At 70.3% G+C, this 16,267-nt stretch carries 9 protein-coding genes; 1 reads left to right on the top strand and 8 read right to left on the bottom strand.

Annotation, left to right across the window (positions count from 1 at the left end; translation table 11 throughout):
• Positions 1 to 158 precede the first annotated feature (158 nt).
• The 7 genes from ACWED2_RS08215 to gltB form a co-directional block, all read right to left on the bottom strand.
• Complete coding sequence (locus ACWED2_RS08215; RefSeq protein WP_449689742.1) at positions 159 to 1,550, bottom strand: class II 3-deoxy-7-phosphoheptulonate synthase; 1,392 nt, start codon at positions 1,548 to 1,550, stop codon at positions 159 to 161.
• A 100-nt stretch (positions 1,551 to 1,650) separates the two neighbouring features.
• A complete protein-coding gene (locus tag ACWED2_RS08220; RefSeq protein WP_449689743.1) occupies positions 1,651 to 1,965 on the bottom strand; it encodes a hypothetical protein in 315 nt (104 codons plus the stop codon).
• Positions 1,966 to 2,014: 49 nt separating this feature from the next.
• Positions 2,015 to 3,409, bottom strand: coding sequence for an alpha/beta hydrolase (locus ACWED2_RS08225; RefSeq protein WP_449689744.1), 1,395 nt, complete (start codon positions 3,407 to 3,409; stop codon positions 2,015 to 2,017).
• A gap of 81 nt (positions 3,410 to 3,490) precedes the next feature.
• A complete protein-coding gene (locus ACWED2_RS08230; RefSeq protein ID WP_449689745.1) occupies positions 3,491 to 4,372 on the bottom strand; it encodes a trypsin-like serine peptidase in 882 nt (293 codons plus the stop codon).
• Between the two features lie 113 nt (positions 4,373 to 4,485).
• Positions 4,486 to 7,725 (bottom strand): hypothetical protein, encoded by a 3,240-nt coding sequence (locus ACWED2_RS08235; protein WP_449689746.1) that lies wholly within the window; start codon positions 7,723 to 7,725, stop codon positions 4,486 to 4,488.
• A gap of 122 nt (positions 7,726 to 7,847) precedes the next feature.
• Positions 7,848 to 9,356, bottom strand: a complete 1,509-nt coding sequence (locus ACWED2_RS08240) for a glutamate synthase subunit beta (protein WP_449689747.1) — start codon at positions 9,354 to 9,356, stop codon at positions 7,848 to 7,850.
• Complete coding sequence (gene gltB, locus ACWED2_RS08245) at positions 9,349 to 13,902, bottom strand: glutamate synthase large subunit (protein WP_449689748.1); 4,554 nt, start codon at positions 13,900 to 13,902, stop codon at positions 9,349 to 9,351. Before gltB ends, ACWED2_RS08240 begins: the two co-directional genes overlap by 8 nt.
• A 301-nt stretch (positions 13,903 to 14,203) precedes the next feature.
• Between gltB and ACWED2_RS08250 the strand changes: the two genes are divergently transcribed.
• Complete coding sequence (locus tag ACWED2_RS08250; RefSeq protein ID WP_449689749.1) at positions 14,204 to 14,992, top strand: SDR family oxidoreductase; 789 nt, start codon at positions 14,204 to 14,206, stop codon at positions 14,990 to 14,992.
• Positions 14,993 to 15,200: 208 nt separating this feature from the next.
• Here the strand turns inward: ACWED2_RS08250 and lgt are convergent, their stop codons facing one another.
• Positions 15,201 to 16,265: a prolipoprotein diacylglyceryl transferase gene (gene lgt / locus ACWED2_RS08255; protein ID WP_449689750.1), complete on the bottom strand. Its 1,065-nt coding sequence runs from the start codon at positions 16,263 to 16,265 to the stop codon at positions 15,201 to 15,203.
• Positions 16,266 to 16,267 lie beyond the last annotated feature (2 nt).

Genomic DNA, 16,267 nt, shown 5'->3' on the forward strand with positions numbered 1-16,267 from the left:
GAGCCGGGCCCGCAAGCCTGCGTCGTCTGGTCCCGTTGCGCTGTTGGTTGCGGGCCCGGCTCAAAGTGATTTTCAGGCCTCAGGCGACGGGATGACCACCCAGCTCCGTCATTTGAGGGGGCATCACCCGGCCACTAACCGAGTTACGCATTACTCGTCTAGCCCCGGAGCATCTCCGCGACCAGGAACGCCAGCTCCAGGGACTGCTGCGTGTTCAACCGCGGGTCGCACGCCGTCTCGTAGCGGCCCGACAGGTCGATGTCCGAGATCTCCTGGGCGCCGCCCAGGCACTCGGTGACGTCCTCGCCGGTCAGCTCCACGTGGATGCCGCCCGGGTAGGTGCCCAGCTTGTTGTGCACCTCGAAGAAGCCCTGGACCTCGTCGACGATCCGGTCGAAGTGGCGGGTCTTGTAGCCGGTCGACGACTCGTGGGTGTTGCCGTGCATCGGGTCGCACTGCCAGATGACCTTGTGCCCGGACGCCTCGACCTTCTCCACGATCGCCGGCAGCACCTCGCGGACCTTGCCGTTGCCCATCCGCGCGATGAGCGTCAGCCGGCCCGGCTCGGAGCGCGGGTCGAGCCGCTCGACGTACTCCAGCGCCTGCTCCGGCGTGGTCGTCGGGCCGATCTTCAACCCGATCGGGTTGGCCAGCAGCTCGGCGAACGCGATGTGCGCGCCGTCCAGCTGGCGGGTCCGCTCGCCGACCCAGAGGAAGTGCGACGACAGGTTGTACAGCTTCGGGTTGGCCGCGTCGGCCTTGTCCAGCCGCAGCAGCGCGCGCTCGTAGTCGAGCAGCAGCGCCTCGTGGCTGGCGAAGATCTCGGTCGACTGCAGGGACGTGTCGGTGACCCCGCAGGCGTTCATGAACCGCAGGCCACGGTCGATTTCGCCGGCCAGCTGCTCGTAGCGCTCCCCCGCCGGCGACGACGTCACGAAGTCCTTGTTCCAGTCGTGCACCTGGTGCAGGTCGGCCATGCCGGCGCCGGTGAGGGCGCGGACCAGGTTCATCGCGGCGCCCGCGTTCGCGTAGGCCCGGATCATCCGGCCGGGGTCGGGCACACGCAGCTCGGGCTTGGCGACCAGGGAGTTGATGATGTCGCCGCGGTACACCGGCAGGCCCAGCGCGTCCGTCGCGGCCGAGCGCGGCTTCGCGTACTGGCCGGCGATGCGCCCGACCTTGACCACCGGCAGGCTCGCGCCGTAGGTGAGCACGACCGCCATCTGCAGCAGCGTGCGCAGGTTGGCGCGGATGTGCGGCTCGGTGTTGGACTCGAACGTCTCCGCGCAGTCGCCGCCCTGCAGGAGGAAGGCCTCGCCGCGGGCGACCATCGCCAGCCGGTCCTTGAGCCGGTCGATCTCGGCCGGCACGGTGATCGGCGGCACGCTCTCCAGCACGCCGCGGACCCGGCGGGTCGCCTCGGGGTCCGGCCACTCCGGCTGCTGCGCGGCCGGGAGCGCCAGCGCCTTGTCGAGCCGTTCCCGCAGTTCGGGCGGCAGGGGCGGCAGCTCGGGCAGTGTGTCGACGGGGACGTCCACAGTCCAGTTCACGCAGACCAGGATAAGGTTCGCGCCGCGCCGCACGTCGCCCGGTTGTCCGGAGCGGCGCGGTCACGCAGCGCGACCACCCCACCCCGGACGTGCCTCCCGCTCAGCAGGGACGCACCGAAGCCACCCGCATCAGTACATTGGCACCCGAGAACGCCGGGATTCGCACCGCGAAACCGAGGTACTTCGGTTGCGCGTACAGGCACCAGGCGTCCTGGCTGCCATTGCTTTCGGAAAACGCGGCGAACGGCGGATCGATCGACGGAATCGGCCCCGCGGTGCACATCGCCGTTCCACCGGAGCCGCGCAGCCACAGGGACTCCGGAATGCAGACCGGACCTTTCACGGCGGACTGCGCGGAGGCCGTCGGCGCGGCCAGCAGGACCGCGGCCAGCACGGACACGACGAAGAACATCATCTTTTTCATTGTTTTTCCCCTTGATTCCCCCGAGGGGGAAATGTCCCCCTCACCGTCCAGACTGACAGGAACGGTCCGCCGCGGGGAAGACCCCGTCACGCAGATAGCCCAGCACTGCTTCGTTTCCGCAAGCGTTTTCCCGCGTGAAAACGCCGTGCCCGCCGGCCTCGACGGTCACCATCCGCGCACGGTCCGCGAACGCCGCCCGCGTCTCGCGCGCGCCGGACACCGGGGTGGCCGGGTCGCGCAGGTTCTGCACCAGCAGGATGTTCGCCGGACCGGGGCCGCCGACGCGCACCGGCGGCTCGGTGCGTTCGACCGGCCAGAACGCGCACGGGTTGACGTTCGCCGCGGCCGGGCCGAACATCGGGTGCCGCACCCGTTCGCGTTCGACCGCGTGCCGGTAGTAGCCGACCCGCTCGGGCCAGTCGGAGTCGTTGCAGATCACCTGCAGCTGCAGCGCGGCGCGGTTGTCGCCGTCGAGCGGGCCGGCCGCAGCCCGCGCGGTGCCTGCCCATTCCCGGGCCAGCGCCGGGAAGAAGGCGTCGTCGTAGAGGCCGTTCCACGTGTCCGACCGGAATTCCGGCCCGCGGACGGCGGCGAGCTCGAAGAACTTCGCCGTCACCGCCGCCGGCGTCCGCCCCAGGTGGTACACGTCGTCGCGCTGGGCCGCCCACGCGGCGAACTCCGGGAAGCGGTCGTCGAAGCCTTCGGCGAACCGCTGGTTGGCGCGGACGTCGAGCCCGCGCGGGCCGAGGACGCTGTCGAGGACGATCCGGTCGGTGCGGCCGGGGAACATCGACGCGTAGGCGGCGCCGAGGTAGCTGCCGTAGGAGACGCCGTAGTAGGAGATCTTGTTCTCCCCCAGCGCTTCCCGGATCCGGTCGAGGTCCCGGGCGGTGTTCGCGGTCGTCATGTGCGGCAGCAGGTCCTTTGTGGACGCGCTACCGCACTTCGCCGCCACGGCCCGTGCATCCACCGCGGTGGCGATGACGTCCCCCGGCCCGTCCGCGTACGGGCCGAGGACCGCGCCGCGTTCCTCCGGCGTCGTCATGCCGCAGGTGACCGGCGTGCTGTAGCCGGTGCCGCGGGGGTCGAACCCGATGACGTCGTAGGCGTCCGGCAGGCCGGAGCCGCCCGTCCGCTGCAGCAGCTGGGCGGGCATGGCGAGCCCGGGGCTGCCCGGCCCGCCGGGGTTCATCAGCAGCACGCCGCGGCGCTTGCCGGGGGTGCCGGCGTGGCGCGACAGCGTGAGCTCGATGGTGCGATCGGGGTGGGCGTAGTCGAGCGGCACGCGCAGGGTGGCGCACTCGAGGCCGGCCGTCGGGGACGGCGTCATGCCGTAGTCCGGGCAGGGGGCCGTCCACGGCAGCCTCGGGGCCGCGTCCGCCGGTGGCGCCGCGAGCGAGGGCAGGAAGGCCAGCGCGATCAGGGTTTTCCGCATGCCCCGAGCTTGCTGCGCTCTGTTCGCGCGGACGTCAGCCCAGGGACCGGAACCTTTGCTCCGCCCCTGGGCTGACGCGGGTCACGCGGCTTGCGCGCGGTTGTACAGGTTCTGCGCGTCGGCGCCGAAGTACGGCCCGAACATGTAGCCGGGCAGGAAGTTGTAGCCGAAGCTGTTCACCGAAGCCTGCACACCGGTGCCGGTGCCCTCGTTGAACGAGAGGAACCACGGACCGCCGCTGGAGCCACCGGTCATGTTGCAGCTCATGCCGTGGTCCTTGGTCAGCAGGAAGTCGGTGAAGGTGCTGCCGCTGCAGTAGATCAGCTTCGTACCGTCGTAGGGCGCGGCGGCCGGGTAGCCGAAGGTGTACATGTTCTGGTTCTTCGGCTGGTTGAAGGCGATGCCCTGCGCGCCGACGACGTCGGTGAGCCGCTGCGAGTTGAGCGGGTTGACGACGGCCATGCCGACGTCGTAGTTGATGTCCTCACTGGCTTGCCACTGCGGCGTGGTGAGCGTGGTCTTCGCGCTCCACTGGCCGTAGGGGGCGTTGCCGTTGTTGTAGCCGGGCACGAAGACCCACTGGGTGTGCCAGGTGCCCTGGTACTTGACGCAGTGCCCGGCGGTGACGACGACGCTGCCGTTGGTGCTGGTGACGGCATCCCCGGAGCAGGAGGCTTTCTGGCCGTTGAAGAGGAAGAACACCCGCCCGGCGGTCTGGGTGACCTTCCCGCCGCCGGTCCAGGGCCCACCGCCGTTCGGGATGCTCTGGATGATCGCGCTCTGCCCTTTGGCCACCTCCTTCGGCGTCGCGGCCGGAGCCTTGACGAGCTTGTCCATCGGAACGGCCGCCCGCATGGCATCGGGCGTCCAGAAGGGTTTGGGAGCGGCCTGGGCCGGGGTTCCGACGAGGGCCAACGCAAGGGCGAGGATGGCGGTGATCACCGCGGTTTTCGTGTGCTTCAAGACGCCCCACCTTCCGCAGAAGTGAATCGTCGCAAAGGCGACACAGCTACTCGAAAGTAGTTGGCTGTGTACAGAGTGCACAGCCGCCGTTCGGGGTAACGCGTTCAGGCCGGTCAGGCGTCCTCGGAGTCCAGACCCAACCGGGCCTCCTGCAGGGCCACGAACTGATCGACGACGTCGGCCAGCCCGGACTGCTCGACGGGGTTCAGCAGTGGGAGGACTCGCGCCCAGTCACCACGCTGCATGTACTCGGCGAGCACCCGCGACCGAAGGGGCCCGTCGACTCGGCCCGCGATCGCCAGCAATGCCGTTTCCCGTTCGAACCTGTTGAGCGACGTGGCGGCCAGGTGCAGAGCCCGCTCACCATCGTGCACGGCGAACTCCTCCAGGAACGCCAAGGCCACCCGGCCACCCTCGACACCGAAACCGCTCAGGATTTCGAGCCCATCGGCGCGCCCCGCGACTCCCAGCGCCTTCGCCAGCGCTTCGGTGAGCCTGTCCCCGGCCCGTCCGCCACCGCCGTCCCGGCGGACGATGCCGACGGCGTCATCGATCCTTCCCATGGCGCACAACTCTTCGACCACGCGGCCCTGCGCCTGCTCGCGGCCGTGGTCGCTTTCCACGGCATCGGCTCGCTCGAGCGCACGGTCGGGCAGTCCTGCCGCACAGAAGAACTCGACCGCACGCCGCTCGTCGAGAGCATCGATCCGCCCTCCGGAAAGGCCGTCGACCCGTTCGACGATGCGGAGTATTTCGCCACTGTTCTCCTCAGCTCGGAGGCGGCGAAGCAATGGCGTGAGCGTCTTCAGCACCGTTGCCGGGTCGCCGAGCCGGAACGCGAGCGGCTCCGCGACCTTCACCTCGCCCGACTCCGCCAGGAACAGAGCAACCTTCTCGATGTCGTAGGGAGCCGGCTCGGAAACCAGGAGCACCCCGGCGAGCCGCTCGGCCGCCTCGACGTTCTTCGTCGTCGTGACGAATTCCATGAAGCGCCGCAACACACTGCCATAGCGGTAGGAGCCGCCTACCCGACGTGCGATCGCTTCCGCGCGGCCGGCCAGCGTCCACGTCGTTTCGACATCACCCGAGAGGAGCGTGCCCTCGGCCAGCGCAGTGAGCGCTCCGGCCCACGCAGCGAGTTCCCGCTCGCCGTCCGTATCCGGCACCTTGGTGCGCACCAACGCCTCGGCGCGTTCCACTTCCCCCTTGGTGCCGAGGTGTCCCAGCACCTTGTGGAAGCCGAGTTCGTCGTAGTGGTCACCCAGCCCACCGAGCGCGGATTCCGCAAAATCGACATCGTCGCCCTGGAGGGCGCTGTCGATGATCGTCAGGACGAAGCTTTCGCGGCGCCCCTCTTCGAGCACTTCCAATCCGGCGATCGCCGATGCGGGATCGGTCCGTGCGGTCGCTTCGAGGTCGATGCGACTGAGCAGTTTCCGCGCCGATTCGTCGTCGAGCCTGCCGATCAACCGGCGCGCCTCCGATTTTTCGCCGGCCAGGAAGAGCAAGCGAGCGGCTTCCGCGATCACGCTGGACATGGACAGGGGAAACAACCGCGACGAAAAGCCGAGTGCGGACTCGATGAATCCGGCCCTGACCAACGAAAGCGCCACCGAGTGAATCGTCTCCTGCCGGATCAGCCCCTCCCCGATCTCCCCGGCGGCGGCCACGAGCAGGTCGACATCTTCCGGCCGTTCGGCGGCAGCGATCTCGAGCAGCTCTCGCGCGCGCCAATCGGCCTCCGCAAAACCTTCGGACAGCGATCTCGCGCGGACGAAGTCCCCGGCTCCGGCGACAGCGCGCACGAGCCGGCTGCGCAGGCGGGGGTCGGAATCTTCGTGCAGGACTTCGGCCACCAACCGATCGACCCGATCGGTCCGCCCGGCCTGCACCATGACCCTCACCAGTTCGCCGATGGCTTCGGCCCGCCGGTTCTTCGCCGAAATCGACCGTGCGAGGGCTTCGGCCCGGTCAAACTCGCCCATCCTGGCCCACAACGCCGGGAGCCGCGCGGGCGTCCGCGCATTCCGGTCGCTGAGGTCGTCGCGGTGCATGGTGAGTTTGACCAGGCTCACGACGTCGGGATCGGGCGAAGCGCAGATCGCGGCGTGGGCTTCGGCGACTTCGGCCTGGGCCGCTTCTTCGCCGCCGGCGACTTCGATGAGGCGACGCTGCCTCGCCAGGTCGGTGACGCACTCGACCATCCGGCCGAGCTGCCCGGTTTCCTGGAGCAACCGCGGGTAGCCGTGCAACAGGAACTGCGGCGTCTCGGGCGGCCACCCCCTGGCTCGATAGCTTTCGGCCCATTGCACGATCCGCTCGGCGTAGGCGCGCACCGCCTCGCCGAGCCTGTCCGCTGCTTCGGCGTACAAGCCCTGATGGCCGAGCAGATAGACCTCGGGAGCGGTCTCGGGCCGCCAACGGGCGCGCCGACGGCTGAAAGCCCGGCTTTCGACGCTGTTCAGGACCGCGCCGAGGCGGGTCCCGCCCAGGAGTTCTCCGAGATCCCGGCGGCTGAGCCCGCTGCGGGCGGCCACGAGCAAGCCGAGGACGTCTTTCGCTTCACCTGCGTCTACACCCAGCAACCGGTTGAGATCGCGCGTCATCGCGTATTCCGCCGCGGAAGCCGCGGGGGAGGGGGCGAGCTCGCGGACGATCGCCGGATCACGCAGGGGGTGATCGTCGGGCAAGTCCGGCGGGATGCCGGGATTCGGCCGTCCCGAGACGATGACCCGCAGGCCGTGGGCCGGCCGCCGGGGCAGCAGGGCCGCGATGCTCTTGGCCCCGTGCTCCTCGCCCGCACCCCGGTCTTCGTCGAGCCCGTCGACGACGAGGACCAGCCGCCGGCCGCGCTCCGAGCACGCCTTCGCGGCGGCATCGAGCAGACTGCGGAAACGGGATTCGCTCACCGGCTCGGGGGCCTTGACCCGCGCCACCACTGCCAGCTGCGGAACCACTTCGGCCAGGAAACCCGCGCGGGTATCGGCCCTCGTGTCCCGAGCCGTGATGAGGAACGAGACGATCCGGACTTCCTCGGGCGCGTCGAGCACGAACCACGACATCAGCGCGGTCTTCCCGCTCCACGCTTCCGCCCTCCACCAAGCGTAGGAAGGGGCGGGATCGGCTGCCAGGCAGAACCGCCTCAGCTCGGCCAGCTCGCTCGTGCGCCCCTCCAGGTTGCCGGGCGCCGCGTCGCGGACCGTCTCCAGGTACCCCGACTCTTCCACATCGGGCACGCCGTACTGGACGTTGCCGACGACCGTGCCGATCTGGAGAACGCTCCCGGTCATGTCCCCACCGATGGTGATCGAGTTCTCGATGGTGCCCGGCTCTTCTTTCTCCGGCTGGGTCATCCACGATCCTCCCCGCGCCCGTCCACTGGCTCTCCCAGCGTCGTCGGCCGAGCGCGGGGCGTTACACCCACGATGACGAAGGCCCCCTCGCCAGCGGCGAGGGGGCCTTCGAACCGAACCGATCAGACGACGGCGAGCGGAAGCGCCGTCGGGTGCACCGGCGCCGGCAGGTCGGACGCCCCGGTCAGGTATGTGTCCACCGCGTTGGCCACCGACCGGCCCTCCGCGATCGCCCACACCACCAGCGACGCGCCCCGGTGCGCGTCACCACAGACGAACACCCCCGGGGTCTCCGTCTGCCAGTCCGCTCCGCACGACAGCGTTCCTCGGCGGGTCAAGGACAAGCCCAGGTCGGAAATCAGCGGCATCTCCTCGACGCCCTCGAAGCCGATCGCCAGGAGGACCAGGTCCGCCGGGAGCGTCTCGATCTCGTCGTTGATCGGGAGGACCTCGCGGCGGCCCGTCTCCGGGTCCTTCTGGACGCGGACCTGCTGCAGCTCCACCGCCGTCACGCGGCCCTCGGCCGAACCCACGAACCGCTTGACCGCCACCGCGAACTTGCGCTCGCCCGCCTCCTCGTGCGCCGCGTACGTGCGCAGGATGTACGGCCACGTCGGCCACGGCGAGCGGGCATCGTCGCGAACAGACGGCGGCATCGGGTACTGGTCGAGCTGGGTCACCGACAGCGCTCCCTGGCGGGTCGCCGTGCCGTAGGAGTCCGCGCCCGTGTCGCCGCCGCCGATGATCACCACGTGCTTGCCGCGGGCGTCGATCGACGGCGGGCCGTCGCCCTCCACGTACTTGTTGGCCGGGACCAGGTGCTCCATCGCCAGGTGGATGCCCGCCAGCTCGCGGCCCGGCGTCGTCGTGTCGTCGCGGCCGCGCAGCGCGCCCACCGCCAGCACCACCGCGTCGTACTGGGCGCGCAGGTCCGCCACCGACAGGTCGACGCCGACCTCGCAGCCCGTCACGAACCGGGTGCCCTCCTTGCGCAGCTGCGCGAGGCGCCGGTCGAGGACCTTCTTCTCCATCTTGAACTCGGGGATGCCGTAGCGCAGCAGCCCGCCGAGGCGGTCGTCGCGCTCGTACACCGTGACCTCGTGCCCGGCGCGGGTCAGCTGCTGGGCCGCCGCCAGCCCGGCCGGGCCGGAGCCGACGACCGCCACCCGGCGGCCACTGGACACTTCGGACACCTGCGGCTGGACGTAGCCCGCTTCCCAGGACTGGTCGGCGATCGTCTGCTCGACGCGCTTGATCGACACCGGCCCGCCCGACAGGGGCGAGATCGACAGCACGCAGCCCGCCTCGCACGGCGCCGGGCACAGCTTCCCGGTGAACTCGGGGAAGTTGTTGGTCGCGTGCAGCCGGTCGCTCGCCGCGGCCCAGTCGCCGCGGCGGACCAGGTCGTTCCACTCCGGGATCAGGTTGCCCAGCGGGCAGCCGGAGCCGCCGGAGTGGCAGAACGGGATGCCGCAGTCCATGCACCGCGACGCCTGCTTGCGCACCTGCTCGTTGCGCTCGGCGGGGTCGACGTCCGCGTAAACCTCGCCCCACGAAGAAAGCCTTTCTTCGTAGGACTTCTTCGCGGGCTCTTCGCGTTCGAACTTCAGGAAACCGGTCGGGTCAGCCACGAGCGGCCTCCATGATCGCTTCGTCGACGTCGCGGCCGGCAGCGCGCGCTGCCTTCGCCGCGTCCAGGACCCGCTGGTAGTCGCGCGGCATCACCTTGGTGAACGCCACCGACCGGCGCGGCCAGTCGCCCAGGAGCGAGGCCGCCACCGCGGAGCGGGTGAGATCGTAGTGCTGTTGCACGGTTTTCTTCAGCCACGCCAGGTCGTCGGCGGTCGGGCGCAGCAGGTCCACCATGTCCTGGTTGACCTTCTTCGCGTCGACGTCGAGGACGAAGGCGATGCCGCCGGACATGCCGGCCGCCAGGTTGCGCCCGGTCGGGCCGAGCACCACCGCGCGGCCGCCGGTCATGTACTCGAAGGCGTGGTCGCCGACGCCCTCGGCGACGACCGTGGCGCCGGAGTTGCGGACGCAGAAGCGCTCGCCGACCTGGCCGCGCAGGAAGATCTCGCCGCCGGTGGCGCCGTAGGCGATCGTGTTGCCCGCGATCGTCTGCGCCTCGGCGGCGAACGTCGCCTCCGGGTCGGGGCGGACGACGACCCGGCCGCCGGACAGGCCCTTGCCGACGTAGTCGTTCGCGTCGCCGACCATGTCGAGGGTGATGCCGCGCGGCAGGAACGCGCCGAGCGACTGGCCCGCCGAACCGGTGAGCGTGACGTGGATCGTGCCCTCGGGCAGGCCGTCGCCGCCGTAGCGGCGGGTGATCTCCGAGCCGAGCAGCGTGCCGACGGTCCGGTTGACGTTGCGCACCGGCAGCTCGATGTTCACCTGGTGCGCGTCTTCCAGCGCCGCCTCGGCGAGCTGGATCAGCGTGCGGTCCAGCGCGTGCTCGAGGCCGTGGTCCTGGCCGCGGGTGCGCCGCTTCGCGCCGCCGTACGGCGTCTCCGAAGGCATCTCGAAGATCGGCGCCAGGTCCAGCCCGGAGGACTTCCAGTGGTCGACGGCCTCGTCGGTGTTCAGCAGCTCGGCGTGGCCGATGGCCTCGTCGAGCGTGCGGAAGCCCAGCGCGGCCAGGGTTTCCCGGACTTCTTCGGCGACGAACTTGAAGAAGTTGACCACGTGTTCGACCTCGCCGGTGTAGCGCTTGCGCAGCTCGGGGCTCTGCGTGGCGACGCCGACCGGGCAGGTGTCGAGGTGGCAGACGCGCATCATGATGCAGCCCGCGACGACGAGCGGCGCGGTCGCGAAGCCGTACTCCTCGGCGCCGAGCAGCGCCGCGATGACGACGTCGCGCCCGGTCTTCATCGCGCCGTCCACCTGCACGGTGATCCGGTCGCGAAGACCGTTGAGCAGCAGCGTCTGCTGGGTCTCGGCGAGGCCGATCTCCCACGGCGTGCCCGCGTGCTTGAGCGAGTTCATCGGCGACGCGCCGGTGCCGCCGTCGTGGCCCGAGATGAGCACGACGTCCGCGTGCGCCTTGGACACGCCCGCCGCGACCGTGCCGACCCCGAGCGAGGACACCAGCTTCACGTGGATGCGGGCGTGCTCGTTGGCGTTCTTGAGGTCGTGGATCAGCTGGGCCAGGTCCTCGATGGAGTAGATGTCGTGGTGCGGCGGCGGCGAGATGAGGCCGACGCCCGGCGTCGAGTGCCGGGTGCGCGCGATCCACGGGTACACCTTGTTCGGCGGCAGCTGGCCGCCTTCGCCGGGCTTCGCGCCCTGCGCCATCTTGATCTGGATGTCGTCGGCGTTCACCAGGTACTCGCTGGTGACGCCAAACCGGCCCGAAGCGACCTGCTTGATCGCGCTGCGGCGCTCGGGGTCGTAGAGCCGCTCGGGGTCTTCGCCGCCCTCACCGGTGTTGGACCGGCCGCCGATGCGGTTCATCGCGATGGCCAGGGTTTCGTGCGCCTCGGCCGAAATCGAGCCGTACGACATGGCGCCGGTGTTGAAGCGCTTGAAGATCGCCTCGGCGGGCTCGACCTCGTCGAGCGGCACCGGCTCGCGGACGCCTTCCTTGAACTTGAACAGCCCGCGCAGCGTGCCGCCCTCGCGGTAGAGGCGGTGCACCTCGTCGGTGTACTTGCGGTAGACCTCGTCGCGGCCGGTCTTGGACGCGTGCTGCAGCAGGAACACCGTCTCCGGCGTGAACAGGTGCAGCTCGCCCTCGCGGCGGTAGGCGTACTCGCCGCCGGTCTCGAGTCCACGGTGGACGCGGTCGGTCGGGTTCTCCGGGTACGCGCGGCGGTGGCGCGTCGCGACCTCTTCGGCGAGCACCTCCAGGCCGACGCCGCCGAGCTTCGACGACGTCCCGGTGAAGTACTCGTCGAGCAGGTCCTGGCTCAGGCCGAGGGACTCGAAGACCTGGGCGGCGGTGTACGCGCCGACCGTCGAGATACCCATCTTGGACATGATCTTCAGGACGCCCTTGACCAGCGCCTGCACGTAGTTGCGGACGGCCTTGGCGGGCTCGATGCCGGTGACCGCGCCCTGCCCGATCATGTCTTCGATGGTCTCGAAGGCCAGGTACGGGTTGACCGCGGCGGCGCCGTAGCCGAGCAGCAGCGCGATGTGGTGCACCTCGCGCGCGTCACCGGATTCGACGACCAGCGCGACGCGCAGGCGTTCCTTGGTGCGCACCAGGTGGTGGTGCACCGCGGAGACCAGCAGCAGCGACGGGATCGGCGCCATCCGGTGGTCGGAGTCGCGGTCGGACAGCACCAGCGTGCGCGCGCCGGCCGCGATCGCCTCGGACGCCTCGCGCCGGACGCGCTCGATGGCCGCGGCGAGCGCCTCGGCGCCACCGTCCACTTCGTACAGTCCGGAAAGGACGCTGCAGGCGAAGCCGGGGAGGTCGCCGTCGTCGTTGATGTGGATGAGCTTGGCGAGCTCGTCGTTGTCGATGACCGGGTACGGCAGCTTCAGGTGGCGGCACGACGCCGGGCCGGGGGCCAGGAGGTTGCGCTCCGGGCCCATGATCCGCGCCATGCAGGTGACGAGCTCCTCGCGGATCGCGTCCAGCGGCGGGTTGGTCACCTGCGCGAAGTTCTGCTTGAAGTAGTCGTAGAGCAGCCGGGACCGCTTCGACAGCACCGCGGGCGGGGTGTCCGACCCCATCGAACCGATCGGCTCGCTGCCCTTCTCGGCCATCGGCGCGAGCAGGATCTTGAGCTCTTCTTCGGTGTAGCCGAAGGAAAGCTGGCGGCGCAGCACGGAGTCGTGGCTCTGCACGACGTGGTCGCGGTCGGGCAGCTCGGCGATCTGGAGCAGGCCCGCGTGCAGCCACGAGTCGTAGGGCAGCTCGGCGGCCAGCGCGGACTTGACCTCTTCGTCGTCCACGATCCGGCCGGCCTCGGTGTCGACCAGGAACATCTTGCCGGGCTTCAGCCGCCCCTTGGCGACGACGTCCTTCGGGGCGACGTCGAGAACGCCGGCCTCACTGGCGAGCACGACGCGGTCGTCGGCCGTGCGCCACCAGCGCGCCGGGCGCAGGCCGTTGCGGTCCAGGACCGCGCCGACCAGGCTGCCGTCGGTGAAGGTGACGCAGGCCGGGCCGTCCCACGGCTCCATGAGACTCGCGTGGAACTGGTAGAAAGCGCGGCGCTCGGGCTTCATGGTGGCGTGGTTCTCCCACGCCTCCGGGATCATCATCAGCACCGCGTGCGGCAGCGACCGGCCGCCCAGGTGCAGCAGTTCGAGAACCTCGTCGAAGGACGCCGAGTCCGACGCGTCCGGCGAGCAGATCGGGAACAGCCGCGAAAGGTCGCCGGTGAGGACGTCGGATTCCAGCAGCGCCTCGCGGGCCCGCATGCGGTTGCGGTTGCCGCGGATGGTGTTGATCTCGCCGTTGTGGGCCACGAACCGGAACGGGTGCGCCAGCGGCCACGACGGGAAGGTGTTGGTGGAGAAGCGGGAGTGCACCAGCGCGATCGCGCTTTCCAGCCGCTCGTCGCGCAGGTCGGCGAAGAACGCGGGCAGCTGCTCCGGCGTCACCATGCCCTTGTAGACGATCGTCCGCGAGGACAGCGACGGGAAGTACGTGCCGCAGCCGGAGTTCGCGCTTTCGTGCTCGACGCGCTTGCGCAGGCAGAAGGCCAGCCTGTCCAGCTCCAGGCCGGATTTTCCGTCGGCGCTGACGAAAAGCATGGCGAAGTGCGGCATGACCGAGCGGGCGGTCGGCCCGATGTCGGCCCGGTCGGCGTCGACCGGGACCTCGCGCCAGCCGAGGACTTCCAGCCCCTCTTCGACGGCGATGTGTTCGGCCAGCTCGACGGCCTTGCGGCGCTGCTCGGCGTCCTGCGGCAGGAAAGCGATGCCGGCCGCGTACGTGTGGTGGCCGTGTTCATCCGGTGCGGGCAGGTCGAAGCCGGCTTCGGCGCGCAGCAGCGTGTCGGGCAGCTGCAGCAGGATGCCGGCGCCGTCGCCGCTGGTGGGCTCGGCGCCCGCGGCGCCGCGGTGGTCGAGGTTCGTCAACGCGGCCAGGCCGTCGGTGACGATGCCGTGGGAACGGCGTCCGCGGATGTCGGCCACCATGGCCACACCGCAGGAGTCCTGCTCGGTCTCCGGGTCGTACAGACCCTGCTTGCCGGGCATGGCGGAGAAGATCAACGGGACCTCCTTCGTCGTCTTGTCGTGCGGGGCCGGGCTACCGGCCGGGGGAGCGCACGGGACGACGATGGCCCGCTTCGTTAGCGCGACTTTAACACCTGGGAAACATGGCAGCAGCACTTCGGAGCGCCCCGGACGGCGTCGGACGGTAACGATCTGGCTGCGTGGAACGACGTAGTTCCTGATGAGCTTCCGGTAGTTCGTTCCGCTAAGTATACGGCCCGGAAACTCCCGTCAAGTCTAACGTGACGTGATCGGAGCACTGTGTCCCCGGTCACTAGAACGTGTTACATTTCGCCGCATGATCCTCGATCGGTTCAAGCTCACCGACCAGGTCGCGGTGGTCACCGGCGCCGGACGCGGAATCGGCGCGGCCACCGCGGTGGCCCTCGCCGAAGCGGGCGCCGACGTGGTCATCGCGTCCCGCACTGCCGCACAGCTCGACGAGGTCGCCGCCCGGGTCGCGGCGGCAGGACGGCGCGCGCACGCCGTGCCGGTGGACCTGTCCTCACCGGACGCGGCGGCCGCACTGGCCGAGACGGCGGTGGCCGAGTTCGGCCGCCTCGACCTGGTGGTCAACAACGTCGGCGGCACCTACCCGCGCCCGTTGCTGGAGTCGACGGTGGACTTCATGGAGGAGGCGTTCCGCTTCAACGTGGCGACGGCCCACGCCCTGACGGTGGCGGCGGCCCCCGCGCTGCTGAAGACGGACGGCTCGGTGGTCAACATCTCGTCGGTGATGGGCCGCGTGGCCGGCCGCGGCTTCGCGGCATACGGAACGGCGAAGGCGGCACTGGCGCACTACACCCGCCTGGCGGCGGCGGACCTCGCCCCGAAGGTGCGGGTGAACGCGATCTCGGTGGGCTCGGTGGCGACGTCGGCCCTGGAGATCGTGGTGGGCAACCCGGAGCTGAAGGAGAAGATGGAGTCCGCGACGCCGTTGCGGAAGATCGGCGAAGCCGACCACATCGCGGCGACGGTGGTGTTCCTGGCGTCCCGGGCGGGCGGGTACATCACGGGCAAGATCCTCGAGGTCGACGGCGGGCTGCAGACGCCGAACCTGGAGCTGGGCCTGCCCGACCTGGACTGACCCGGCGCCCGCCTCAAGCGCCCCGACGCGGCCTTGGTTGCGTCTGACGCACCGAAGGCCACATCGGGGCGCTGGGGACGGCCCGAAACTGTCGGTGTCTCCCGGTAGCGTGGAAACCGGGGGGCGGCGCCCAAAACCCCGCACACGCCCCAACCCCGCACACGCCGAAGGCCGCTACCGGCGCCCGGCAGCGGCCTTCGGAAAGCGTTCAGCTTTCGTCGGTCTTCTTCGGCTCCTCGGCAGGAGTCTCCTCCGCGGGCTTCTCCGGGCTCGAGGCCTCGGCCGCCACCTTCGCGTGCTCCGGCTCGTCGGCGGCAGCCTCCGGCTCCTCGGCGGCTGCGGAGCCGGCCTCCCCCGCGGCCACCGGGACCTCGTCCGGCCCCGGGGCGTCCACCACGGCGTCCTTGCTCACCAGGGTCTCCGGCGCCTCCCGCGGCCCCCGCTTCGCGGCCACCACGAAGTACGCCGCCGCCCCGAGAAACAGCAGGATCGACGTCCACACGTTCACCCGCAGCCCGAGGATGTGGTTGGCCGTGTCGGTCCGCATCATCTCGATCCAGCCGCGGCCCACCGTGTACCCGGCCACGTACAGTGCGAACGCCCGCCCGTGCCCGAGCTTGAACTTGCGGTCCGCCCACACCACCAGCGCCGCGACCAGCAGGTTCCAGATCAGCTCGTACAGGAACGTCGGGTGGACCGGGCTCTCCGGCAGCGGGATGTGCCCCGTCGCGACGCCGTTCAGCAGGTTGTCCGGGTCCTCCGGGTTGAAGCGCTGGTAGACCTCGAGCCCCCACGGCAGGTCCGTGTGCGCTCCGTACAGCTCCTGGTTGAAGTAGTTGCCGATGCGGCCGATCGCCTGCGCGACGACGATGCCCGGCGCGACCGCGTCCGCCATCGCCGGCAGCGGGATGCCCTTGCGGCGGCAGGCGATGAGCGCGCCCACCGCGCCGAGGGCGATCGCGCCCCAGATGCCCAGGCCGCCGTCCCAGATCGCGAACGCGTTCCACGGGTTGCGGCCCTCGGTGAAGTACAGCTCCGGGTCGGTGATCACGTGGTACAACCGGCCGCCGACCAGGCCGAACGGCACCGCGAACACCGCGATGTCGACCACCGTGCCCTTGGTGCCGCCGCGGGCGATCCAGCGGCGCTCGCCCCACCAGATCGCCACGATGATGCCGGCGATGATGCACAGGGCGTACGCGCGGAGCGGGATCGGTCCCAGGTGCCAGACACCGCGGTCGGGGCTGGGGATCGTCGCGAGGTAGGCGCTCATCA

The sequence above is a fragment of the Amycolatopsis sp. NPDC005003 genome, from assembly GCF_053600695.1.